We start from the raw sequence: 21,899 nt of genomic DNA, 5'->3' as shown, positions 1-21,899 counted from the left end.
CTGAACACTGCACGGATGGTGAATCGGCCGAGGCTCTACGCTCATGCCACGGCACCCGCCACCCGTACGGGAGCCAAACCCCACTCGCCGCTACTTACACAGGAGTCACCACAGTGACCGACGTAACCGGCGCACCCGCTGATGTCCTGCACACCCTGTTCCACTCGGACCAGGCAGGCCATGAGCAGGTCGTGCTCTGCCAGGACCGCGCCAGCGGCCTCAAGGCCGTGATCGCCATCCACTCCACCGCCCTGGGCCCCGCGCTCGGCGGTACGCGCTTCTATCCCTACGCGACCGAGGCCGAGGCCGTCGCCGACGCTCTCAACCTCGCGCGCGGGATGTCGTACAAGAACGCCATGGCCGGTCTGGACCACGGCGGCGGGAAGGCCGTGATCATCGGCGACCCGCAGCGCGACAAGACCGAGGAGCTGCTGCTCGCCTACGGGCGCATGGTCGCCTCCCTCGGCGGGCGTTACGTCACCGCGTGCGACGTCGGCACGTACGTCGCCGACATGGACGTCGTCGCCCGCGAGTGCCACTGGACCACCGGCCGTTCCCCCGAGAACGGCGGCGCCGGCGACTCCTCCGTGCTCACCGCCTTCGGTGTCTACCAGGGCATGCGCGCCTCCGCCCAGCACCTGTGGGGCGACCCCTCGCTGCGCGGCCGCAAGGTCGGCATCGCGGGCGTCGGCAAGGTGGGCCACCACCTGGTGCGGCACCTGCTCGACGAAGGCGCCGAGGTCGTCATCACCGACGTGCGCGCGGACGCCGTCCAGCGCATCCTCGACCAGCACCCCGAGGGTGTCTCGGCCGTGGCCGACACCGAGGCGCTGATCCGGTTCGAGGGACTCGACGTCTACGCGCCCTGCGCCCTCGGCGGCGCCCTGAACGACGCCACCGTGCCGGTGCTCACCGCCCAGGTGGTGTGCGGTGCCGCCAACAACCAGCTCGCCCATCCGGGGGTGGAGAAGGACCTCGCCGACCGCGGGATCCTCTACGCACCGGACTACGTGGTGAACGCGGGCGGCGTCATCCAGGTGGCCGACGAGCTGCACGGGTTCGACTTCGACCGGTGCAAGGCGAAGGCCGCGAAGATCTTCGACACCACTCTGGCGATCTTCGCACGCGCGAAGGACGACGGGATTCCGCCGGCCGCCGCGGCCGACCGGATCGCCGAGCAGCGGATGGCCGAGGCCCGCGCGGCTCGCTGAGTCACCCGGCGCAAACCGTGAGGGAAGCGCCAAAGAGCCGTAAATGACCCGCGATCGGGTGTCCGATCGCACACATGAGCGGTACCCGCCGGCGGGAACTTCGAGAGAACTCTCACTTCCACCGGCGGGTCGTACCCCGATAAGTGGTTAAAATCGCCACTGACCAGCGAGGACGGGGCGCCTCGAGGGTCCTGTGCACACGCGCGTGGTGCGGGCGACGTACCGTATGGGCGCGGGCTCAGGTACCGTGGAAGCCCTACGGACCGGCCTCTCTGCGGAGGGTCCGTTCCGGATCATGAACGCGTGTCAGACTCTGGGGCCGTCGAGCCCTGTCACCGAGGGGGTCGAGCCATGGGGCGCGGCCGGGCCAAGGCCAAGCAGACAAAGGTCGCCCGCCAGCTGAAGTACAACAGCGGCGGGACTGACCTGTCGCGTCTGGCCAACGAGCTGGGCGCATCGACGTCGAACCCGACTTCGAGCCAGCCGCCGAACGGCGAGCCGTTCGAGGACGACGAGAACGACGAGGATGATCTCTACTCTCGCTACGCCGACCTCTATGAGGACGACGAGGACGAGGACGAGGGTCCCTCACAGCACCGTCGCGGCGCTTGACCTCGCTTTGAGCACCTGCCCGGTCGGTGGCATCGCCACCGACCGGCTTCTGTGCTACCCGCAGGTCGGCCCGCGGCGCCTCTAGGCCGAATACGTCCCGACCAGCTCGGCGCCGGTCTCCTGGTCGCCCCGGTCGGTGATCTCACCGGCGACCCATGCCTCGACACCCCGGTCGGCCAGCGTCGCGAGGGCCACCTCGGCGGACTCCTGCGGGACGATCGCCATCATGCCGACGCCCATGTTCAGGGTCTTCTCCAGTTCCAGGCGCTCGACCTTTCCGGTCCTGCCGACCAGGTCGAAGATCGCGCCCGGGGTCCAGGTGGAGCGGTCCACGGTGGCGTGCAGCTCGTCGGGGATGACGCGGGCCAGGTTGGCCGCGAGTCCACCGCCGGTGATGTGGCTGAACGCGTGCACGTCGGTGGTGCGGGTCAGCGCCAGGCAGTCCAGCGAGTAGATCTTGGTGGGCTCCAGCAGCTCCTCACCGAGGGTGCGGCCGAGCTCCGCGATCTCCGCCTCCAGGGCCAGGCCGGCCGTGTTCAGCAGGACGTGGCGGACCAGGGAGTACCCGTTCGAGTGAAGCCCGGAGGACGCCATGGCGATCACCGCGTCACCCTTACGGATACGATCCGCGCCCAGCAGCCGGTCGGCCTCCACGACGCCCGTACCGGCGCCGGCGACGTCGAAGTCGTCCGCGCCCAGCAGACCCGGGTGCTCGGCCGTCTCGCCGCCCACCAGGGCGCAGCCGGCGAGCACGCAGCCCTCGGCGATGCCCTTGACGATCGCGGCGACCCGCTCGGGGTGGACCTTGCCGACGCAGATGTAGTCGGTCATGAACAGCGGCTCGGCGCCGCACACGACGATGTCGTCCATGACCATGGCGACCAGGTCGTGGCCGATGGTGTCGTAGACGCCCATGCGGCGCGCGACGTCGACCTTCGTGCCGACGCCGTCCGTCGCGGAGGCGAGCAGCGGGCGCTCGTAGCGCTTGAGGGCGGAGGCGTCGAAGAGGCCGGCGAAGCCGCCGAGGCCGCCGAGGACCTCGGGGCGCTGGGTCTTCTTCACCCACTCCTTCATCAGCTCTACGGCGCGGTCGCCCGCCTCGATGTCGACTCCGGCAGCCGCGTAGGAAGCACCGGGAACAGCAGTCTCAGACATTGCCTGGGATCTTTCGGGTTGGTTTCTACGAGGCTTACGGGCGACGGATCGCGTCGGCCGCGGCCGTGGCGGCGGGCCCGGCTGCCAGCTCGGTCTCCAGGAGCTGCTTGCCGAGCAGCTCGGGGTCCGGGAGCTCCATCGGGTACTCGCCGTCGAAGCAGGCGCGGCACAGGTTCGGCTTGGCGATGGTGGTCGCGTCGATCATGCCGTCGATGGAGATGTAGGCCAGGGAGTCGGCGCCGAGCGAGGTGCCGATCTCGTCGATGCTCATGCCGTTGGCGATCAGCTCCGCGCGGGTGGCGAAGTCGATGCCGAAGAAGCAGGGCCACTTCACGGGCGGCGAGGAGATCCGGATGTGGACCTCGGCGGCGCCCGCCTCGCGCAGCATGCGCACCAGGGCCCGCTGGGTGTTGCCGCGCACGATCGAGTCGTCCACGACGACCAGGCGCTTGCCCTTGATGACTTCCTTCAGCGGATTCAGCTTGAGCCGGATACCGATCTGGCGGATGGTCTGCGAGGGCTGGATGAAGGTACGGCCGACGTAGGCGTTCTTGACCAGACCGGCGCCGAAGGGGATGCCGGAGGCCTCCGCGTAGCCGATGGCGGCCGGCGTGCCGGACTCCGGGGTCGCTATGACCAGGTCGGCCTCGACCGGGGCCTCCTTCGCGAGCCGGCGGCCCATCTCCACGCGGGAGAGGTACACGTTCCGGCCGGCGATGTCGGTGTCCGGGCGGGCCAGGTACACGTACTCGAAGACACAGCCCTTGGGCTTCGCTTCGGCGAAGCGGGAGGTGCGCAGGCCCTTTTCGTCGATGGCGACGAACTCGCCGGGCTCGATCTCCCGCACGAAGCTGGCGCCGCAGATGTCCAGGGCGGCGGTCTCGGAGGCGACCACCCAGCCGCGCTCCAGGCGGCCGAGGACCAGCGGGCGGATGCCCTGCGGGTCACGGCCGGCGTAGAGGGTCTGCTCGTCCATGAAGACGAGGGAGAAGGCGCCCTTGACCTTCGGGAGGACCGCGTGGGCGGCCTCCTCGATGGTCAGCGGCTTGCCGTCCTCGTCGACCTGGGCGGCCAGCAGGGCCGTCAGCAGGTCGGTGTCGTTGGTGGCCGCGACCCGGGTGGAGCGGCCGTTGCCGTCCTTGGGGAGCTTGGCGACCATCTCGGCGAGTTCGGCCGTGTTGACCAGGTTTCCGTTGTGGCCGAGCGCGATCGAACCGTGCGCGGTGGCGCGGAACGTCGGCTGGGCGTTCTCCCACACGGAGGCACCGGTGGTCGAGTAGCGGGCGTGTCCGACCGCGATATGACCTTGGAGCGAACCGAGGGAGGTCTCGTCGAAGACCTGGGACACGAGGCCCATGTCCTTGAAGACAAGGATCTGAGAGCCGTTGCTGACCGCGATTCCCGCGGATTCCTGGCCTCGATGCTGGAGGGCGTAGAGCCCGAAGTACGTGAGCTTTGCGACCTCTTCACCAGGAGCCCAGACACCGAAGACGCCGCAAGCGTCCTGGGGGCCTTTTTCGCCGGGAAGCAGATCGTGATTGAGTCGACCGTCACCACGTGGCACGCCACCGAGTGTAGGCGAGGTCGACCACTGGTCCGAATTGGGGATGCGCGACCGTAACGCCGGCCGCCTTGGTGATCACTTTGGCGGTTTCTTCGTTTCCGCAGGTCAACGGCTATGCGCCCTTGAAGTTTCGCGCCGCGGGACGGCTTGGCGGGTGGGGTCGCGGGCCTCTTCACCGTGTGCGTGAGTGAGGCGTCGCACATCATTGGGGGGCGCTGCGGCTGAGTTGCACCCGGTCGCCGTCGCCATTGGTGAGGGTCAGCCTCCCGTCGTCGGTGCGGGCGGTGAGCGTGCCGGTGGTGAGGGTGCGGGCGAGGGTCCGCTCGAAGGTCATGCGGGGTTCGGCGCAGGCCATCCGGGTCGTCCGGACGTTCCCGAACGTGATCCGGTCGCCGTGCACGGTGGCGCTGGCGCTGAAGTGGTTGCAGCCGAGGTTGCCGCCCGCCTTGCCGTCCTCGTCGATGCGCAGGTGCGCGGTGGCGGGCGCGTGCAGGGACTCTCCGCCGGCGGTGAGGCCGTCGACGCGCCAGTCGATCCCGGTCACGGGCTGTCGAGCACTCACGGAACCACTCTCCGCCCGCGCGCCGCCGCAGGCCAGTGTGAGCGGGACGAGCACGCCCGCCACCGCCAGGGTCATGTGCTGCTTGTACCGGTTCATACGCATTCGACGGTCCGCCCGCGCCACCGGTTCCGTCAAACCGACGGATGCCGGCCCGTCAGGACATGACCGGCAGCAGTCCGCCGATGTCCGCCCGCTCCCCGCCGGCGCTGACCTTCGCGTCCTCCAGCGCGTCCGTCCAGGCCAGCCGCCCGGTGGCGAGCCGGATCCAGGTCAGCGGGTCGGTCTCCACGACGTTGGGCGGGGTGCCGCGGGTGTGCCGGGGCCCCTCGACGCACTGCACGACCGCGAACGGCGGCACGCGCACCTCGGTGGAACCGCCGGGCGCCTTCACGGCGAGGGCGTCGGCGAGCAGCCGGGTGGCGGTGGCCAGGGCCTGCCGGTCGTACGGCACCTCGAGGCCGGGCACGGCCGCGTTGAGGTCGTCGGTGTGTACGACGAGTTCGACGGTGCGGGTGACCAGGTAGTCGTCCAGGGACATCGCGCCGGCGCTGGTCTGCAGGAGCCGGGTGCCCGGATGCGTGTCGAGCAGCTCGCGCAGGGTGCGCTCGACGTCGGCGAGGTAGGTGTCGAGGTCGGTCCGCTCGGCGGCCAGGGTGCGGGTGAAGTCGTCGATGACGGCGGAGTCGGCGGCGGTGGCGAAGGGCCACCGGACGACCGTCGTGTCCGCCTTGGCCGGGGCCGGCAGGTCCACGGCGCGGTGCACTGCGGTGACCGCCATCCCGAGGTGCGCGACCAGCTCCCGCACCGTCCACGCGCCGAGCCGGGTCGGCAGGGCCAGTTGCCCGGGGTCGAGACCGCGCACGGCGTCGTGCACATGGCCGAGCTGGGCGAGGACCGCGGCACGGGTCCGGGAGGGGTCGTAGCTGCGCGCGCGCTTCTTGGCCGGGGGCATGGCGGTGAGCCTATGCCCTGACCGCGTAGCCCTTCAGTCCGTTCTCCACCAGCCCGAAGGCCACCCGCGCCCGCTCGGCGACGTCGGCTTCCTCGCGGCCCTGCGCGGTGTTCCTGTGCGGCGCCGGAGTGCTGGTGCTGTGCCTGCTGCCGGCGTCGCGCCTGCCGAAAACCGGCCCGACGGAGGCCGGGCCGAGCCGGTCCGGGAGGTGGCGGCTGCGTGAGGAGTCAGTCCTCGGCGGCGAAGTCGGAGGCGGAGGGGAACTTCAGGTGGGTGCAGTGGCGGCGGGTGGCGACGTCGTGGACGTAGGCCTGGAGGAGGGCGCGCAGCCGCTTCTGGACGACGCGGTTGTACGGGTAGTCGATGCTCAGGGTGTGGACGGCCGGCCGGCCTTCGCAGGTGGAGGATGCCCACCACACGAATTCGTCACCGTCGCGGCCGGCGGTGCCGGGACGCAGCTTCGTCTGGCCGCCGCCGAAGTGATCCGGCTCGACCTCGCCCGCCTCGTCACCGAAGTAGGACTCGGTGCGCAACCAGAAGGGGGCCACGTGCAGGACGTCGTCCAGGCTGTCGCTGCTGACCTCGTCCTTGCTGAGAGAGGGCCACAGCCTGCGCACCTCCTTGTCGCTCATCCCGAGCAGGCAGCTCTCCTCCTGGGCGTGGGCGGCAGGGGCGGCCAGGGCGCGGTCAGGGAAGCGCCCCCGGCCCTCGGCCGCGATGAAGTCGGCGTACCAGCCGCAGGTCCCGCCGGCCGACTCCGCGTTCACCAGCCGCTTGCTCGGGGTGGGCAGCTCGGCCGGGACCGCGGGCAGCGTGGCCTTGCAGCCGAGCTTCTTCGCGGCCCGCCCGGCGGCGGTGCGGGCCAGCTCGGCGAGGGTTCCGCGGTCGGTGTCCGTGACCGGGTCGTCCTCGAAGTACTTGGCCACGGTCATGGTGTTGACGGAGGTCGTCTCGCCCAGTTTGTTGGTGCACCTGGCCTTCACCACGGCGGCGTTGTCGTCGTACACACCGAGCCGCCCGACGCCGAGCGGGTACGGAATCGCCGCGTCCGCCTCCCGCGTGATGTCGCCGTCGGGATCCCTCTCCCAGTTCTGGAACGGATCGTCCCAGCCGCTGACGAGCTGCGCCCGGCGGTCGTTCGGGTTCACCCAGACCGAGAGCAGGAAGTGGTCGTACGTGGTGCCCGGCTTCCCGACCCGGTAGATCACGCAGTCCGTCGGGGTGGAGACCAGCGCGTTCGGTGAGTCGAGGTCGTACATCGAGTCGTCCTCGCCACTGCCGGCGGTCGCCCGAAGGGTCCCACCGCCCAGCCCGAGCACCAGGTCGGGGTCGACGAGCCCCTCACAGGCCTTGGTGATCCGGTCGCGGCTCTCGGCCCGGTCGAGCCGGTCCCTCGTCTCCAGCCACAGCCCCCAACCGCCCGCCAGAATGCCGAAGACACCGGTCGTCGCGACAAGTTGGTTGACGACGTTCCGCCTACGACTCCCCCGGTCCGGTGTCAGCCACCGCGACCGCGGAAGAGGCACGCGGGCCAGTTCCGATGGATCAGGTATGTGTTCGCTCCGGAAACTGCTCACCGCTCCCCCGTAACAGCCGACTGCCCGACCGAAGTTAGCACGAGCGAAGGCCCCGCCCGGAGTCCGGGCGGGGCCTTCGCAGGGGCTGTGACCGCTTACGCCAGCAGCGCCGGGATGGTGCCCTCGTGCGCCTCGCGCAGCTCGTCCAGCGGGAGCGTGAACTCGCCCTGGATCTCGACCGCGTCGCCGTCGACGACACCGATGCGGGTGACGGGCAGGCCCCGCGCACCGCACATGTCGTTGAAGCGGACCTCTTCGGAGCGCGGCACGGCGACGATCGCGCGGCCGGCCGACTCGGAGAAGAGGAAGGTGAAGGCGTCCAGGCCGTCGGGGACGACCAGGCGGGCGCCCTTGCCGCCGAGCAGGGCCGACTCGACGACCGCCTGGACCAGACCGCCGTCGGACAGGTCGTGCGCGGAGTCGATCATGCCGTCGCGGGAGGCGGAGATCAGGATCTCGGCCAGCAGCCGCTCCCGCTCCAGGTCGACCTGCGGGGGCAGACCGCCGAGGTGGTCGTGGACGACCTGGGACCAGGCCGAGCCGCCGAACTCCTCACGGGTGTCGCCGAGGAGGTAGAGCAGCTGGCCCTCCTCCTGGAAGGCGACCGGCGTGCGGCGGGCGACGTCGTCGATGACGCCCAGGACCGCCACGACCGGGGTGGGGTGGATGGCCGCCTCGCCCGTCTGGTTGTAGAGGGAGACGTTGCCGCCCGTCACCGGGGTGCCGAGCTGCTGGCAGCCGTCCGCCAGACCGCGCACGGCCTCCGCGAACTGCCACATCACCGCCGGGTCCTCGGGGGAGCCGAAGTTCAGGCAGTCCGACACCGCGAGCGGCTTGGCACCCGTGGTCGCCACGTTCCGGTAGGCCTCGGCCAGGGCCAGCTGGGCGCCCGTGTACGGGTCCAGCTTGGCGTAGCGGCCGTTGCCGTCCGTCGCGATCGCGACGCCGAGGCCGCTCTCCTCGTCGACCCGGATCATGCCGGAGTCCTCGGGCTGGGCGAGGACGGTGTTGCCCTGCACGAAGTGGTCGTACTGCGAGGTGATCCACTTCTTCGACGCCTGGTTCGGCGACGCCACCAGCTTCAGGACCTGCTCGCGCAGCTCCTCCGCCGTGGCCGGGCGCGGCAGCTTGTTCGCGTCGTCGGCCTGGAGGGCGTCCTGCCAGTCCGGGCGGGCGTACGGGCGCTCGTAGACCGGGCCGTCGTGCGCGACCGTGCGCGGGTCGACGTCCACGATCTTCTCGCCGTGCCAGAAGATCTCCAGGCGGTCGCCGTCGGTCACCTCACCGATGACGACGGCGATGACGTCCCACTTCTCGCAGATCTCCAGGAAGCGGTCGACCTTCTCCGGCTCGACCACGGCGCACATGCGTTCCTGCGACTCGCTCATGAGGATTTCCTCGGGCGAGAGAGTCGAGTCGCGCAGCGGCACGTCGTCCAGGGTCACGCTCATGCCGCCGGAGCCGTTCGAGGCCAGCTCGGAGGTGGCGCAGGACAGGCCCGCCGCACCCAGGTCCTGGATGCCGACGACGAGCTTCTCCTTGAAGGCCTCCAGGGTGCACTCGATGAGGAGCTTCTCCTGGAAGGGGTCGCCGACCTGGACGGCGGGACGCTTCGAGGGCTTCGCGTCGTCGAAGGTCTCCGAGGCGAGGATCGAGGCGCCGCCGATGCCGTCGCCGCCGGTCCGGGCCCCGTACAGGATGACCTTGTTGCCGGCGCCGGAGGCCTTCGCGAGGTGGATGTCCTCGTGCTTCATGACGCCGATGGCGCCGGCGTTGACCAGCGGGTTGCCCTGGTAGCAGGAGTCGAAGACGACCTCGCCGCCGATGTTGGGCAGGCCCAGGCAGTTGCCGTAGCCGCCGATTCCGGCGACGACGCCGGGCAGGACGCGCTTGGTGTCGGGGTGGTCGGCCGCGCCGAAGCGCAGCGGGTCCACGACCGCCACCGGGCGGGCGCCCATCGCGATGATGTCGCGGACGATGCCGCCGACACCCGTGGCCGCGCCCTGGTAGGGCTCGACGTAGGAGGGGTGGTTGTGCGACTCGACCTTGAAGGTCACGGCGTAACCCTGGCCGACGTCGACGACACCCGCGTTCTCGCCGATGCCGACGAGGAGGGCGTCGTTCTCGGGTGCCTTCTCGCCGAACTGGCGCAGGTGCACCTTGGAGGACTTGTACGAGCAGTGCTCGGACCACATGACCGAGTACATGGCGAGTTCGGCGCCGGTCGGGCGGCGGCCGAGGATCTCCACCACCCGCTCGTACTCGTCCTTCTTCAGACCGAGTTCGGCCCAGGGCAGCTCGACGTCGGGGGTCGCGGCCGCGTGCTCGACCGTGTCCAGAGGCGTCCGGCTCATGCGCCCACCAGCTTCTTGAGGATCGAGGTGAAGAACGGGAGGCCGTCGGTACGGCCCGTACCGATCAGCGGCTCGACGGCGTGCTCCGGGTGCGGCATGAGGCCGACGACGTTCCCGGCCTCGTTGGTGATGCCGGCGATGTCCCGCAGCGAGCCGTTCGGGTTGAAGTCCACGTAGCGGAAGACGACCCGGCCCTCCGCCTCCAGCTTGTCGAGCGTGTACTCGTCGGCGACGTACCGGCCGTCCATGTTCTTCAGCGGAATGAGGATCTCCTGGCCCTGGCGGTAGTCGCCGGTCCAGGCCGTCCCCGCGTTCTCCACCCGCAGCTTCTGGTCGCGGCAGATGAAGTGGAGGTGGTCGTTGCCGAGCATGCCGCCCGGGAGGAGGTGGGCCTCGGTGAGGACCTGGAATCCGTTGCAGATACCGAGGACCGGCAGGCCGGCCTTCGCCTGCTCGATGACGGTCGCCATCACCGGCGAGAACCGGGAGATGGCCCCGGCCCGCAGATAGTCGCCGTAGGAGAAACCGCCGGGCAGCACCACGGCGTCGACCTGCCCCAGGTCCTTGTCCTTGTGCCACAGGGCGACGGGTTCGGCGCCCGCGAGGCGGATCGCGCGCTGGGTGTCCCGGTCGTCGAGACTGCCCGGGAAAGTGACGACGCCAATACGAGCGGTCACTTGGCCGCCTCCGCGACTTCCGCGGCGTCTTCCACCTTGACGGTGAAGTCCTCGATCACGGTGTTGGCGAGGAAGGATTCCGCAAGATCGTGGATGCGGGCGAGCGCGGCCTCGTCGACCGGCCCGTCAACTTCCAGTTCGAAACGCTTTCCCTGACGGACGTCCGAGATCCCCTCGAAACCCAGACGCGGCAGCGCACGCTGGACCGCCTGGCCCTGGGGGTCGAGGATCTCCGGCTTGAGCATGACGTCGACTACGACGCGTGCCACTGGCACTCCCGGTGTGTGGTGCTGAGCAGGTTCCTTCAGACTACCCGCACAAAATTTCTACGCGAGTAGAGTTGTAGGAAACTACGTGAGGCGCATCACGATCGGGTGTCGAACACGGATCACCGTGAAAAGTTCTGGGAAAGTTCTACGGTCCGTCCACGACAGCTATTGCACCCGGACACGCGGACGGATTTAGTCGGGCTTCACATTGCATTGCCGGGCACTGTACAAATGAATTGGCAATAGCCGATACTCGGCACGTCATCGCCGTGAGCTGTATCGACGTGCCGCACGAAGGGACCGATATTCGTGGCGCAAAAGGTCGTGGTCACTCTCTTTGACGACATCGACGGCTCGGAAGCGGCGGAAACGATCGCCTTCGGACTCGACGGCAAGTCGTACGAGATCGACCTGAACGAAACCAACGCCAAGAAACTGCGCAAGGCGCTCGCGCCCTACGTGGAGGCCGGCCGCAAGCGGTCGCGGTCCGGCAAGGCGTACAAGCAGACGGAGGTCGCACCCGACCCGGCGGCCGTCCGCGCCTGGGCCCAGGCCAACAAGATGGACGTCCCCACGCGCGGTCGGATCCCGAAGAAGGTCTACGAGGCGTTCAGCGCCGCCCAGTGAGCCCGCGAAGGGGCAGCTCCTCAGGGTCCGTCAGCGGGCCCTGGGAGCCGTTCACTTGGCTTCGGGGGAGCCGGCTCGCGACCTCCGGGGGAGCCGACTTGCGCTACCCCCCCGCCGATCAGCTAATGTCTGGGAACACGCCGAGGGGCGAGGCCGGAAGGCCGAATCCCACGGACCGTGCGGGTGTAGTTCAGTAGTAGAACATCCCCCTTCCAGGGGGAAGGCGCAGTGTGCAATTCCTGTCACCCGCTCTGGCACCGGTCGTCACGACCACTCTTGTGGATCAGGTAGGCTGGTGCTCGCACCGATCGGTGGGAGCCGGTCGGGAGCAGTGCGGACGTAGCTCAGTTGGTAGAGCGCAACCTTGCCAAGGTTGAGGTCGCGAGTTCGAGCCTCGTCGTCCGCTCCAGGAAAACCCCGGTCATCACGACCGGGGTTTTTTCGTTCCCGCGCAACACGATCACGTGAGAGAGGTCACTGGCCTCCGCCATGATTCGGATGCGCGGAACACGTGATCGCGGGACGGCGGGAACACCCGGGCAATGCCGCAAGTCCCCGCCGTACCAAGGCGACGAGCGCCCGTCGCGGAGATCGCCGAGCGGGCCGCGCCACCCCCCGACGATCGGCGGGAACCACCCCTCCCCGGCCTTGGACACGTCAGAAGGGGTGCTCCTTCTCCACGGCGTTTCCTCGCACACCTGCGAGGTTGCTATAGTTGCTCTCGCGCCACGGCGCAACGCGGACGTAGCTCAGTTGGTAGAGCGCAACCTTGCCAAGGTTGAGGTCGCGAGTTCGAGCCTCGTCGTCCGCTCCATCGCGAAAGGCCCCCGGTTTCCACCGGGGGCCTTTCGCGTTCGGGTTTTCGTGACCGGGCTACGTCCAGCCCATGCCGGTGAGGCGCTCGTAGGCCTCCACGTACTTCTGCCGGGTCGCCGCCACGACCTCCTGCGGCAGGGCCGGCGGGGGCTGCTCACTCCCCCGGTCCCAGCCCGACTCGGCCGAGGTCAGCCAGTCGCGGACGAACTGCTTGTCGTACGACGGCTGCGCGCGGCCCGGCTCCCACTGGTCGGCCGGCCAGAAGCGCGAGGAGTCCGGGGTGAGGACCTCGTCGGCGAGGACGAGGGTGTCGCCGTCGAAGCCGAACTCGAACTTGGTGTCCGCCAGGATGATGCCCCGGTCGCGGGCGACGTCCCGGGCGCGGGAGTACACGGCGAGGGTGGCCTGGCGCAGCTGGGCGGCGGTATCGGCGCCGACCTGGCGGGCGACCTCCTCGTAGGAGACGTTCTCGTCGTGCTCGCCGACCTCGGCCTTGGTGGCCGGGGTGAAGATCGGGCCGGGCAGCTCGGAGCCGTCGACCAGGCCCTCGGGAAGGGCGAGGCCGCACACGGTCCGGGACTCGTCGTACTCGAGCAGCCCGGAGCCGGTGAGATAGCCGCGGGCCACGCACTCGACCGGGACCATCCGCAGGGACTTGCAGATCAGCGTGCGGCCCGCCCAGTCGGCCGGGGCGCCCTCGGGCAGCTCCGTGCTGATCACATGGTTGGGGGCCAGGTCGCGGAGCTGGTCGAACCACCACAGGGAGAGCTGGGTGAGGACGCGGCCCTTGTCGGGGATCTCGGTGGGCAACACCCAGTCGTAGGCCGACATACGGTCACTGGCGACCATCACGAGGTCGCCCGCCTCGTTCTGGTACAGCTCGCGCACCTTTCCGGTGTGCAGATGCACCAGGCCCGGAACCTGGATCGGCTCGGGCTTTTCTACGAATCCGGACACGGTTCCTCCCCGTGGATCTGACTAAGTGCCTCGATTCTCTCTTATCGGGGCGATCGGTCTCGGCCAGGGGTCGGTCGGGGTCGGTCGAGGTCGGTCGGGGTCCGCCGGGACTCAGTCCCGCTTGCAGATACGGTCCAGCAGATTCGCCGTGGCCCGCTGGATACGGCTGTCCACATGGCCGGGGCGGTCCAGGGCCGGGGACCAGGCGAAGGTGCCGGAGGCGAAGACCCAGGCGCCGGAGGGGGCGCGGTAGAGGGAGGTCTCCTGGTGGCGCCGGACGCCGTCGTTGTCGGTGTAGGGGGAGTGCGCGAGCAGGATGCGCTCCTCGTGGTCGGGGAGCGCGGTGCGCGGGAAGTAGCGGTCGGCCTCCCCGGCGACCAGGCCGTCGATCTCGTCGCCCTCGTGCGCGCCCGTCGCGTCCCACAGCCAGTGGCCGGCGTTGCGGACGACCAGCGGGGAGGGTTCGGGCACCCGGCCCGCGTACTGGATGCCGACCAGCTGCTGCTCGGGCCGGTCGATCTCGCGCCACAGCACCGGCCTTCCGGGTCCCTTGCGCTTGCGGCAGGTCAGCAGCCGGTCGGGGACGCCGGACGGGGAGGGGCCCAACTCCACCTGCCAGTACATGGTGTTGGCGGAGAGGAAGACCAGCGAGGTGCCGCGGTCGCGGGCCTCCTCGACGGCCCGGCGCATCGGCGCCGACCAGTACTCGTCGTGGCCGGGGAAGACCATGCCCCGGTAGCGGCTCGGGTCGACGCGGCCGGCGTGCAGGTCGCGGGCGTCGGCGTAGGCGAGGTCGTAGCCGTAGCGCTCGGCCCAGCGGATGAAGTCGTAGGCGTGACCGACGTGCAGGGGCAGGCCGGCGCCCGCGTACGGGCGGTCGAAGGAGACGGTCGTGGCCGCGTCCGCCTCGCCGAGCAGACGGCCCTTCTCGTCCCAGGCGTGGTAGAGGCTGGCGCCGGTGTGGCCGTCCTCCGGGTAGAGGTTGTACGCCTGCCAGGTGATGTCGGGCAGCAGCAGGAGCAGGTCGGCGGGGCGGTTGTCGCGGACCGTGAAAGGCACGTGGGAGCGGTAGCCGTCGGCGGTGGTGAGGACCGCCACGTAGGCGCCGATGCTCCAGTGGTCGGGCACCTGGAGGCGCCAGGACAGCCACCAGTGGTGGCAGGAGACCGTGCGGTCGGCGGCCAGCGGCGAGGGCTGGACGATGCCGGACAGCCGGGGACTCGTGGTGACCTTGGAGGCGCCGTCGCCGCCGTAGTGGCCGATCCGGTAGATGTCCACGCTGAACTGCTGGGGCGGGTCGACCGTGATGTGGAAGTCGATCGCCTGGCCGGGCGCGACCGCGCCGGTGGAGGTGAAGCCCTTGATCTGGCGGTTCACGTCGTCGGCGGAACGGGGGCCCGGGCCCGCCGTGCGCGGTGCGGGGACGCGCGCGGCCGTCGTGGTGGCGTGCTGCTGGACGGCGTCGACGTACCAGGGCACGACGTGGCCGGTGTCGTCGAAGTAGGTCTCGCTGCCGCGCAGCCAGGGAACCGGGCCCTGGCCGAAGGGATCGGTGACCGCGTGCGCGAGTGCTCCGGACTCCCAGCGGCGGATGTGGTCCGAGGCCATGGCCGCTCCCCTCCCTCGTGCCCCCGTCGGCAGTGTCGTCGGTGCGTCGGTGTCGGCATGGCGTCTGCGTCGGTGGCATGTCTGCATCGGTAACGCGTCTGTGCCGGCGGTACGTCGGTTTCGACGCGCTCAGTGTCGGTCGTGCGTGCAGATGCAGCCTTATGTCGCACGCCGTCGCCATGTGCGTGGTCGGTCCCAGCACATCACATATCGCACGGGTTCGGTCACGGTTCGTTGCGAATTGACCTGAACTGGAAGACGCAGCTCCGGTAGGGCGGGAGTCGGCCGCCGTACGCTCCCGGCCCGGCGGACCGGGCGGGCTCAGACCAGGCGGACCGGCTTCTCCGGGCGTATGCCGGACGCGGCCAGCCAGTCGCGCAGCGGACCCGGGTCTCCCTCCTCGATCAGGCTGAGCACCTTCGGCCCGAGGTCGGCGGCCCGCTCGCCGCCCATCAGCAGGGACGGGCCGTCCAGCCAGTCCATGCCGGGGGCCGCGCCGGCCGTGTCGACGGCGGCACAGCACACCATCGCGGTGACGTGGTCGGCGAGCAGTTCCCGCCCGGTGCGCGGGGGCTGCAACGGGAACAGCGGGAGAGCGCCGTCGTCCCAGAGCGCGCCGGCGTGCCCGGTCGCGGTCGCGTCCTTCGGCACACCCACCTCCTCACGGGCCAGCTCGGCACACAGACCGGCGGCCAGGGCGGCGCTGCGTTCGGTGGAGGGGTCGTCGGGGACACCGAGTTCGTCGAGGCCGTCGATGTAGCCGGCGTCGTGGCCGGCGTCGTGGCCGTCCGCGCCGGGGCAGGCGGGTGCGGGCTCGGCGGGGTGGACCGGCTCGGCGGGGTGGGCCGGCTCGGCCTGGTCGACGTTCTCGGCGGCGGGTGCGGGCGCGGCCGGGTGGGCGGGGTGATGGGCCGCGGGAGGCCGGCGCGTCGGCGGGTGGGGTTCGGTGAGGTGGTCCAGGACCCGGGCCAGGGTGGCGCCGGGGTTCGAGGTCGCCGGATGGACGGTGGGGCGGACGCCGAGGGCGTCGAGGACGCGGTGGAGGCGGGCGGCGTCCGCGCGCCAGGTGCGGTCGACGACCTCCTCCGGGTACACCTGCCAGTCCACCGGCGACCACTCCGGGCAGGGCTCGGCGGGGCCGCCGTGGAAGAGGCGGGCGGCGAGCAGGGAGGTGGCCTCGTCCACCGCTCCGGGCTCCTCCAGCAGGTCGCAGGCGGGGCGCTCGCCGAGCCGGGAGGCGAAGCCCTCGGCCAGACGGTCACGGCGGGACAGCTCGGTCAGCGCGGCCACCACGCCCGCGTCCAGCCGGGAGGGCCAGCGCCCCATGCGCCAGGCGGGCAGCGCCACCCGGGTCAGCAGCCGGTCCCAGCCCGCGTAGGCGAGCCCGACCTGCTCCTGGGCGACGATCCGCAGGCCGTAGTCCACCGCCTGCGCGCGCTCGGCGGCCGCCACCGCGACCCCACGCTCCATCAGGGCGGCGTGCTCCCGGCAGGCCCGCATCAGCAGCCGGGGCACCCAGCCGAGCGCCGCGCACACGCCCCGGGCCAGCGGGCAGCGGCCCGGCGTGGCGGCGACGGCCACCGCGGCGTCGAGACCGCGCACGAAACGGCGGGCTGCGGATATGTCCGGGTGCGCGGAAGGCCCCGTACCGGCGACGACCGGCGCGAGGACCGCGCGCAGCTCACCGACGCGCATCCACCACAGGAACGGGGAGCCGATGACGAGGACCGGGGCGGTGACGGCCCGGCGGTGGGCGTGGGGCCCGGAACCGGGACCCGCTATCTCGTCGCGTGCCCGCGACGGGGGCGGACCGTGCGCCGGATGGGTGCGGTCCTCCAGCCAGCTGTCGCAGTCCGGGGTGAGCGCTATGGCCGAGGGAGCGGGGACGTCCAGGCGGTCGGCGAGGTCACGCACCAGCCGGTACAGGTCCGGGGCGGACTTCTCCGGGATCGGGACCGTGGGGGTCACGGTGGGGCGCGCGCGGGCCACGACCACGGCGATACCGGCGGCGACCAGCAGCACGAGCACGGCGAGCACGCCCACGACCCAGCGGGCGACGTCCCAGCCCCGGCCGACGAAATGCCCCGTGGAAGCGCCGGACAGCAGGATCACCTCGGCGGCCGCGGGCAGCACGGCCACGGCCAGCGCCCGGCCCCGGACGCGCAGCACGGCCAAGGCCCGGGAGCGCGCGGCCTGCGCGCCCGCTTCCGCACCGATTCCGGTCATGAGCGGATCTCGCCCCCTCCCTGCCGATCCCGCGCTGTCCTGGCGTTGCCCACTCCCCCACTGTGGCACCCGTCACTGACATCGCAATGCAGGTGGGCCAAGTGCCGGAATGCTTGCGCCGCACCCTAGTTGGGGCCCCGGCCCAAGTCAGCCGGATGGCGGATTGCTCACTCGATGGAATGGCTTTGGTCAGAGCTGCGTGACACACGGCAAAGATCAGGCCCCGAATTCGGGAATCCGGGGCCTGAGTGGGTGCGGGGTGCGGGGCGCGGGGGCACGTCGGGGCACCTGTGACCGGTGAGGTCTCCCTACGCCCGCGCCGCGTCAGCCTTACGCCTGCGCCACTTCCGCCTTACGCCTGCGCCGCCTTGGCGGCGATGTCCGTGCGGTGCTGGGAGCCGTCGAGGCCGATGCGGGCCACCGCCCGGTACGCCCGCTCGCGGGCCTGGGACAGGTCCTCGCCGACGGCCGTGACGGACAGCACGCGGCCGCCCGCGCTGACCACGCTGTCGCCCTCCCGCCGGGTGCCGGCGTGCAGGACGTACGCGTCCGGGGCATCCTGTGCGGCCACCTCGTCCAGACCGGTGATCGGGTCGCCGGTGCGCGGGGTGCCGGGGTAGTTGTGCGAGGCGACGACCACGGTGACGGCCGCGTCCCCGCTCCAGCGCAGCGGCGCCAGGTCGTCGAGGGTGCCGGTCGCGGAGGCGAACAGCACACCGGACAGCGGGGTCCTCAGACGGGCCAGCACGACCTGGGTCTCCGGGTCGCCGAAGCGGGCGTTGAACTCGATGACCCGGATCCCGCGCGAGGTGATGGCGAGACCGGCGTACAGGAGCCCGGAGAAGGGGGTACCGCGTCGGCGCATCTCGTCGACGGTCGGCTGGAGCACCGTGCGCAGCACCTCGTCGACCAGCGTCGGGTCGGCCCACGGCAGCGGGGAGTACGCGCCCATGCCGCCCGTGTTCGGGCCGTCGTCGCCGTCCAGGGCCCGCTTGAAGTCCTGGGCGGGCTGGAGCGGTACGACGGTCCGGCCGTCGGTGATGGCGAAGAGAGACACCTCGGGGCCGTCGAGGAACTCCTCGATGACAACCCGGTCGCACGCGGCCGCGTGTGCCTTGGCGGCCTCCACGTCGTCCGTGACGACGACGCCCTTGCCGGCGGCCAGCCCGTCGTCCTTGACGACATAGGGGGCACCGAAGGCGTCGAGGGCCTCGGCGACCTCTTCGGCCGTGGTGCAGACGTACGACCGGGCGGTCGGCACACCGGCCGCCGCCATGACGTCCTTGGCGAAGGCCTTGGAGCCTTCCAGCCGCGCGGCCTCCCCGGAGGGGCCGAAGACGGGGATGCCCGCCTCGCGCACGGCGTCGGCGACACCGGCGACGAGCGGGGCCTCCGGGCCGACGACGACGAGTTCGGCACCGAGGTCGCCGGCCAGCGCGGCCACGGCCTTGCCGTCGAGCGCGTCGACCTGGTGCAGCTCGGCGACCTCGGCGATGCCGGCGTTGCCGGGGGCGCAGTACAGCGCGGTGACGTCGGGGTCGAGGGACAGGGAGCGGCACAGGGCGTGTTCGCGGGCGCCGCTGCCGATGACGAGGACCTTCACGGGGTCAGCCTATCGGCTGGGTCGCCGAAGACCGGCAGGCGGGGAAACCGTATGTTCCTACAAGGGGCTGTATCTGCTCGGGCCCCGCACGAGTGAGGAGCCTGCGTGTGTGAGGGCCCTGCATGTGTGGGGCCCTGCACGGGCGAGGGCGAGGGCGAGGGCGAGGGCGGGCGAGGGCGTGGGCGGAGCCGTCGTGCGAGAGCGCCCGGTGCCGAGGAGTCCGGGGGCGCCGGGCGCCCGGTGCCGACGGCGGCCCGGGTCACTCGTTGGAGAACTCCTCCATGACCGTCGCCCCCAGCTCCCGCACGATCAGATCGTGGCCGGACAGGGCCGACTCGTCGAGGTCGGGGTCGTCGTCCTCGGGGGTGTCGTCCTCGGGGGCGACCGGGGGCGGCTCGGGAGCGGCTGGAGGCCGGGGGGTGGAGGTGGCCGGTGCCGGGGCCGCAGGGGCGCTGCCCTGAGGGGCGGAGGGCGCCGGGGCGGACGGCTGGGCCGGGGCGGGGCGCGGCGCGGCGGGGGCGCCGTAACCACCGTCGGCGGGCGTGCCGCCGTAAGCCGGGCCGCCGCCTCCGCCGAAGCCCGGCGCACCGCCGGACGGCGGGGGCGCGGAGCCGCCCGAAGGGTCGACGATCGCGTCGATCTTCCACTGCACGCTGAACTGCTCGGCCAGCGCCTGCCGCAGTACGTCCTCGCTGCCGCTGCTCGCGAAGTTGTCGCGGGCGCCGGCGTTGACGAAGCCGAGCTGGAGGGTGGTGCCGTCGAAGCCGGCCACCTGCGCGTTCTGGCTGAGCAGGATCCACGTGAAGCGGCGGCGGTTCTTGACGGCCTCCAGGATGTTCGGCCAGAGCATGCGGGGGTCCAGGCCACCGGCGGGGGCGGCCTGAGGCGGAGCCGGGGGTGCCGTCGGGGCAGGGCTCTGCGGTGCGGCGGCGGGCGCCTGGGGCTGGGGCTGGTTCGCGGGGGGCTGGGCCGGGGCCTGGCCCTGCTGCGAACCCGCCTGAGCGGCCGTGGGCCAGCCGCCGGGCCGCCGGCCGCCACCGGCCGGGGCGGCGGTGGGCCAGGCGCCGGGGGCGGAGGCGGCTGCGGGAGCGGCAGGGGCAGGGGCAGGGGCAGGGGCAGGGGCAGGGGGCGCCGCAGCGGGGCTGGGCGCGGCGGGGCTGGGCGCGGCAGGGGCAGGAGCGGGCGCAGGAGCCGTGGACGGGGCGGCAGTCGGCGGAGCCGCGGGAGCCGGGGCAGCCGCAGGAGCCGAGGGAACCACGGGAGCCGCCGGAGCCGCGGGGGCGGGACCGCCGGTCGCGATCGGTGCTCCGCCCGAAGCCCGTACGGCCGCGCGCGCCGCGGCGGGACCCCCACCGGGCGGCACCTGCGCACCGCCCCCGGCGCTGCCACCCGCACCCCCCGCACCCGCTCCACCGGCGGCCATGCCCATGTGGGCCTCGGGGCCGGGCACGTACCCCATGGCGGGGGCGCCGGCGCCGGCCGAGAAGTTCACGCCGCGCTCGATGCGGTCGAGGCGGGCCATCACGGACCGCTCGTCGCCGTAGGCGGCGGGGAGCAGGACGCGGGCGCAGATGAGTTCCAGCTGGAGGCGGGGCGAGGTGGCGCCGCGCATCTCGGTGAGGCCCTCGTTGACGAGGTCGGCGGCGCGGCTCAGCTCGGCGGCGCCGAAGGTGGAGGCCTGGGCCTGCATGCGCTCGAGGACGTCGGCCGGGGCGTCGATGAGCCCCTTCTCCACGGCGTCCGGGACGGCGGCGAGGATCACCAGGTCCCGCAGCCGCTCCAGCAGGTCGGCGACGAACCGGCGCGGGTCGTTGCCCCCCTCGATGATGTGGTCGACGACCTCGAAGGCGGCGGCGCCGTCCCCGGTGGCGAAGGCTTCGACGACGGAGTCGAGCAGGGACCCGTCCGTGTAGCCGAGGAGGGAGGTGGCCATGGCATACGTCACACCCGCCTCTCCCGCGCCGGCGAGCAGCTGGTCCATGACGGACATGGAGTCACGCACGGAACCGGCACCGGCCCGCACCACCAGCGGCAGCACGCCGTCCTCGACGGGGATGCCCTCCTTGCCGCACACCTCGGAGAGGTAGTCCCGCAGGGTCCCCGGGGGCACGAGCCGGAACGGGTAGTGGTGCGTACGCGACCGGATGGTCCCGATGACCTTCTCGGGCTCGGTCGTGGCGAAGATGAACTTGAGGTGCTCCGGGGGCTCCTCGACGACCTTCAGCAGGGCGTTGAAGCCGGCCGGCGTGACCATGTGGGCCTCGTCGATGATGTAGATCTTGTACCGGCTGCCCGCGGGTCCGAAGAAGGCCTTCTCGCGCAGCTCACGGGCGTCGTCCACACCACCGTGAGAGGCCGCGTCGATCTCGATGACATCGATGGAGCCCGGCCCGTTGCGCGCGAGGTCCTGGCAGGACTGGCACTCGCCGCACGGGGTCGGAGTGGGACCCTGCTCACAGTTCAGGCAGCGGGCAAGGATCCGCGCGCTGGTCGTCTTGCCGCATCCGCGCGGACCGCTGAAGAGGTACGCGTGATTGACCCGGTTGTTCCGCAGCGCCTGCTGCAGCGGGTCGGTGACATGCTCCTGCCCGATGACCTCGGCAAAGGTCTCCGGGCGATAGCGGCGGTACAGCGCGAGAGACGACACGCATACGAGGTTATAGGCGCCCGCTGACAACCAACCCCGCCGAAGGCTCCCGCCCCGCGGCCCGCCCCGGCAAACGCAAGCGCCCCCCACGCACCCGCCAGAGCCGACCTACCCTTGCTGCCTTCCGGCCCTGGGGGAGTTCAGTCAGATAGCGCCGCGTGAGGGGCTGCGCTCCACACTACCCGATCGCGGCTTGCGGGCAGTACCCGATGCGGACCCGATCCGGGCCTGCGAGAACGGGTTCGCGAGCACTCCCCTCGGTCATGTAATGTTTCCGGCGGAGGATTCGCCTAGAGGCCTAGGGCGCACGCTTGGAAAGCGTGTTGGGGGCAACCCCTCACGAGTTCGAATCTCGTATCCTCCGCCAGTGCCTCACCGGGCACGATGTCGAAGGGCCCCGCTGCTCGCAGCGGGGCCCTTCGACGTTGTCCGTCTCAGTTTTCGTCTCGGTCGGGGTTCTGGGTCCCAAGTACCGCGATTGG

General features: G+C 71.4%; 16 protein-coding genes, 4 tRNA genes and 1 other RNA gene. 7 read left to right on the top strand and 14 right to left on the bottom strand.

Annotation, left to right across the window (positions count from 1 at the left end):
* Nucleotides 1-113: 113 nt before the first annotated feature.
* Nucleotides 114-1,211, top strand: coding sequence for a Leu/Phe/Val dehydrogenase (locus ACWD5D_RS07980; RefSeq protein ID WP_451371930.1), 1,098 nt, complete (start codon nt 114-116; stop codon nt 1,209-1,211).
* Nucleotides 1,212-1,562: 351 nt separating this feature from the next.
* Nucleotides 1,563-1,823, top strand: coding sequence for a DUF3073 domain-containing protein (locus tag ACWD5D_RS07975; RefSeq protein WP_451371929.1), 261 nt, complete (start codon nt 1,563-1,565; stop codon nt 1,821-1,823).
* A gap of 81 nt (nt 1,824-1,904) precedes the next feature.
* On the opposite strand, the gene purM is transcribed toward ACWD5D_RS07975, so the two are convergent.
* The 8 genes from purM to purS form a co-directional block, all read right to left on the bottom strand.
* Complete coding sequence (gene purM, locus ACWD5D_RS07970; RefSeq protein ID WP_451371928.1) at nt 1,905-2,978, bottom strand: phosphoribosylformylglycinamidine cyclo-ligase; 1,074 nt, start codon at nt 2,976-2,978, stop codon at nt 1,905-1,907.
* Between the two features lie 34 nt (nt 2,979-3,012).
* Nucleotides 3,013-4,542 carry an amidophosphoribosyltransferase gene (gene purF / locus ACWD5D_RS07965; protein ID WP_451371927.1) on the bottom strand — a complete coding sequence of 510 codons (1,530 nt, stop codon included), beginning with the start codon at nt 4,540-4,542 and terminating at the stop codon, nt 3,013-3,015.
* Nucleotides 4,543-4,744: 202 nt separating this feature from the next.
* Nucleotides 4,745-5,206 (bottom strand): META domain-containing protein, encoded by a 462-nt coding sequence (locus ACWD5D_RS07960; protein WP_451371926.1) that lies wholly within the window; start codon nt 5,204-5,206, stop codon nt 4,745-4,747.
* 52 nt (nt 5,207-5,258) lie between these two features.
* A complete protein-coding gene (locus ACWD5D_RS07955) occupies nt 5,259-6,056 on the bottom strand; it encodes a sterol carrier family protein (protein WP_451371925.1) in 798 nt (265 codons plus the stop codon).
* Between the two features lie 227 nt (nt 6,057-6,283).
* On the bottom strand, nt 6,284-7,582 hold the full coding sequence (locus ACWD5D_RS07950) for a hypothetical protein (RefSeq protein WP_451371924.1): 1,299 nt from the start codon (nt 7,580-7,582) through the stop codon (nt 6,284-6,286).
* A gap of 146 nt (nt 7,583-7,728) precedes the next feature.
* Nucleotides 7,729-9,987 (bottom strand): phosphoribosylformylglycinamidine synthase subunit PurL, encoded by a 2,259-nt coding sequence (gene purL / locus ACWD5D_RS07945; protein ID WP_451371923.1) that lies wholly within the window; start codon nt 9,985-9,987, stop codon nt 7,729-7,731.
* A complete protein-coding gene (gene purQ, locus ACWD5D_RS07940; RefSeq protein WP_451371922.1) occupies nt 9,984-10,664 on the bottom strand; it encodes a phosphoribosylformylglycinamidine synthase subunit PurQ in 681 nt (226 codons plus the stop codon). Before purQ ends, purL begins: the two co-directional genes overlap by 4 nt.
* Nucleotides 10,661-10,933 carry a phosphoribosylformylglycinamidine synthase subunit PurS gene (purS, locus tag ACWD5D_RS07935; RefSeq protein ID WP_356938180.1) on the bottom strand — a complete coding sequence of 91 codons (273 nt, stop codon included), beginning with the start codon at nt 10,931-10,933 and terminating at the stop codon, nt 10,661-10,663. Before purS ends, purQ begins: the two co-directional genes overlap by 4 nt.
* A 309-nt stretch (nt 10,934-11,242) precedes the next feature.
* On the opposite strand from purS, the gene ACWD5D_RS07930 reads away from it, so the two are divergent.
* The 4 genes from ACWD5D_RS07930 (at nt 11,243) to ACWD5D_RS07915 (ending at nt 12,374) form a co-directional block, all read left to right on the top strand.
* Nucleotides 11,243-11,560: a histone-like nucleoid-structuring protein Lsr2 gene (locus tag ACWD5D_RS07930; RefSeq protein ID WP_451371921.1), complete on the top strand. Its 318-nt coding sequence runs from the start codon at nt 11,243-11,245 to the stop codon at nt 11,558-11,560.
* A gap of 179 nt (nt 11,561-11,739) precedes the next feature.
* A tRNA-Gly gene (locus ACWD5D_RS07925) sits at nt 11,740-11,811 on the top strand.
* Nucleotides 11,812-11,893: 82 nt separating this feature from the next.
* A tRNA-Gly gene (locus ACWD5D_RS07920) sits at nt 11,894-11,969 on the top strand.
* Between the two features lie 329 nt (nt 11,970-12,298).
* Nucleotides 12,299-12,374 (top strand) — tRNA-Gly (locus ACWD5D_RS07915).
* Nucleotides 12,375-12,433: 59 nt separating this feature from the next.
* Here ACWD5D_RS07915 and ACWD5D_RS07910 read toward each other — a convergent pair.
* The 6 genes from ACWD5D_RS07910 to ffs all read right to left on the bottom strand — a co-directional run bounded on the left by ACWD5D_RS07910 (nt 12,434) and on the right by ffs (nt 21,588).
* Complete coding sequence (locus tag ACWD5D_RS07910) at nt 12,434-13,333, bottom strand: phosphoribosylaminoimidazolesuccinocarboxamide synthase (protein ID WP_451371920.1); 900 nt, start codon at nt 13,331-13,333, stop codon at nt 12,434-12,436.
* 111 nt (nt 13,334-13,444) lie between these two features.
* Nucleotides 13,445-14,941 (bottom strand): N,N-dimethylformamidase beta subunit family domain-containing protein, encoded by a 1,497-nt coding sequence (locus ACWD5D_RS07905; RefSeq protein ID WP_451371919.1) that lies wholly within the window; start codon nt 14,939-14,941, stop codon nt 13,445-13,447.
* Between the two features lie 321 nt (nt 14,942-15,262).
* Nucleotides 15,263-17,167, bottom strand: a complete 1,905-nt coding sequence (locus tag ACWD5D_RS07900; RefSeq protein WP_451371918.1) for a hypothetical protein — start codon at nt 17,165-17,167, stop codon at nt 15,263-15,265.
* Nucleotides 17,168-17,519: 352 nt separating this feature from the next.
* Nucleotides 17,520-18,770: a phosphoribosylamine--glycine ligase gene (purD, locus tag ACWD5D_RS07895; protein WP_451371917.1), complete on the bottom strand. Its 1,251-nt coding sequence runs from the start codon at nt 18,768-18,770 to the stop codon at nt 17,520-17,522.
* A 259-nt stretch (nt 18,771-19,029) separates the two neighbouring features.
* The gene (locus ACWD5D_RS07890; RefSeq protein WP_451371916.1) at nt 19,030-21,417 is read right to left on the bottom strand and encodes a DNA polymerase III subunit gamma and tau; all 2,388 of its coding nucleotides are present in this window, start codon (nt 21,415-21,417) and stop codon (nt 19,030-19,032) included.
* Nucleotides 21,418-21,489: 72 nt separating this feature from the next.
* Nucleotides 21,490-21,588, bottom strand: an RNA gene (gene ffs, locus ACWD5D_RS07885) — signal recognition particle sRNA small type.
* Nucleotides 21,589-21,696: 108 nt separating this feature from the next.
* On the opposite strand from ffs, the gene ACWD5D_RS07880 reads away from it, so the two are divergent.
* Nucleotides 21,697-21,784 (top strand) — tRNA-Ser (locus ACWD5D_RS07880).
* Nucleotides 21,785-21,899: the final 115 nt, after the last annotated feature.

This window comes from Streptomyces sp. NPDC002520 (assembly GCF_053595235.1).
Note: the sequence above shows the minus strand (reverse complement) of the source record. Positions and strands in the feature narration are given on the sequence as shown.

What these genes read in the sequence shown, in the direction of transcription:
- ACWD5D_RS07975 (WP_451371929.1), top strand. Translation starts at nt 1,563, where the DNA reads ATGGGGCGCGGCCGGGCCAAGGCCAAGCAGACAAAGGTCGCCCGCCAG.
- purM (WP_451371928.1), bottom strand. Translation starts at nt 2,978, where the DNA reads ATGTCTGAGACTGCTGTTCCCGGTGCTTCCTACGCGGCTGCCGGAGTC.
- ACWD5D_RS07960 (WP_451371926.1), bottom strand. Translation starts at nt 5,206, where the DNA reads ATGCGTATGAACCGGTACAAGCAGCACATGACCCTGGCGGTGGCGGGC.
- ACWD5D_RS07955 (WP_451371925.1), bottom strand. Translation starts at nt 6,056, where the DNA reads ATGCCCCCGGCCAAGAAGCGCGCGCGCAGCTACGACCCCTCCCGGACC.
- purL (WP_451371923.1), bottom strand. Translation starts at nt 9,987, where the DNA reads ATGAGCCGGACGCCTCTGGACACGGTCGAGCACGCGGCCGCGACCCCC.
- ACWD5D_RS07905 (WP_451371919.1), bottom strand. Translation starts at nt 14,941, where the DNA reads ATGGCCTCGGACCACATCCGCCGCTGGGAGTCCGGAGCACTCGCGCAC.
- ACWD5D_RS07900 (WP_451371918.1), bottom strand. Translation starts at nt 17,167, where the DNA reads ATGACCGGAATCGGTGCGGAAGCGGGCGCGCAGGCCGCGCGCTCCCGG.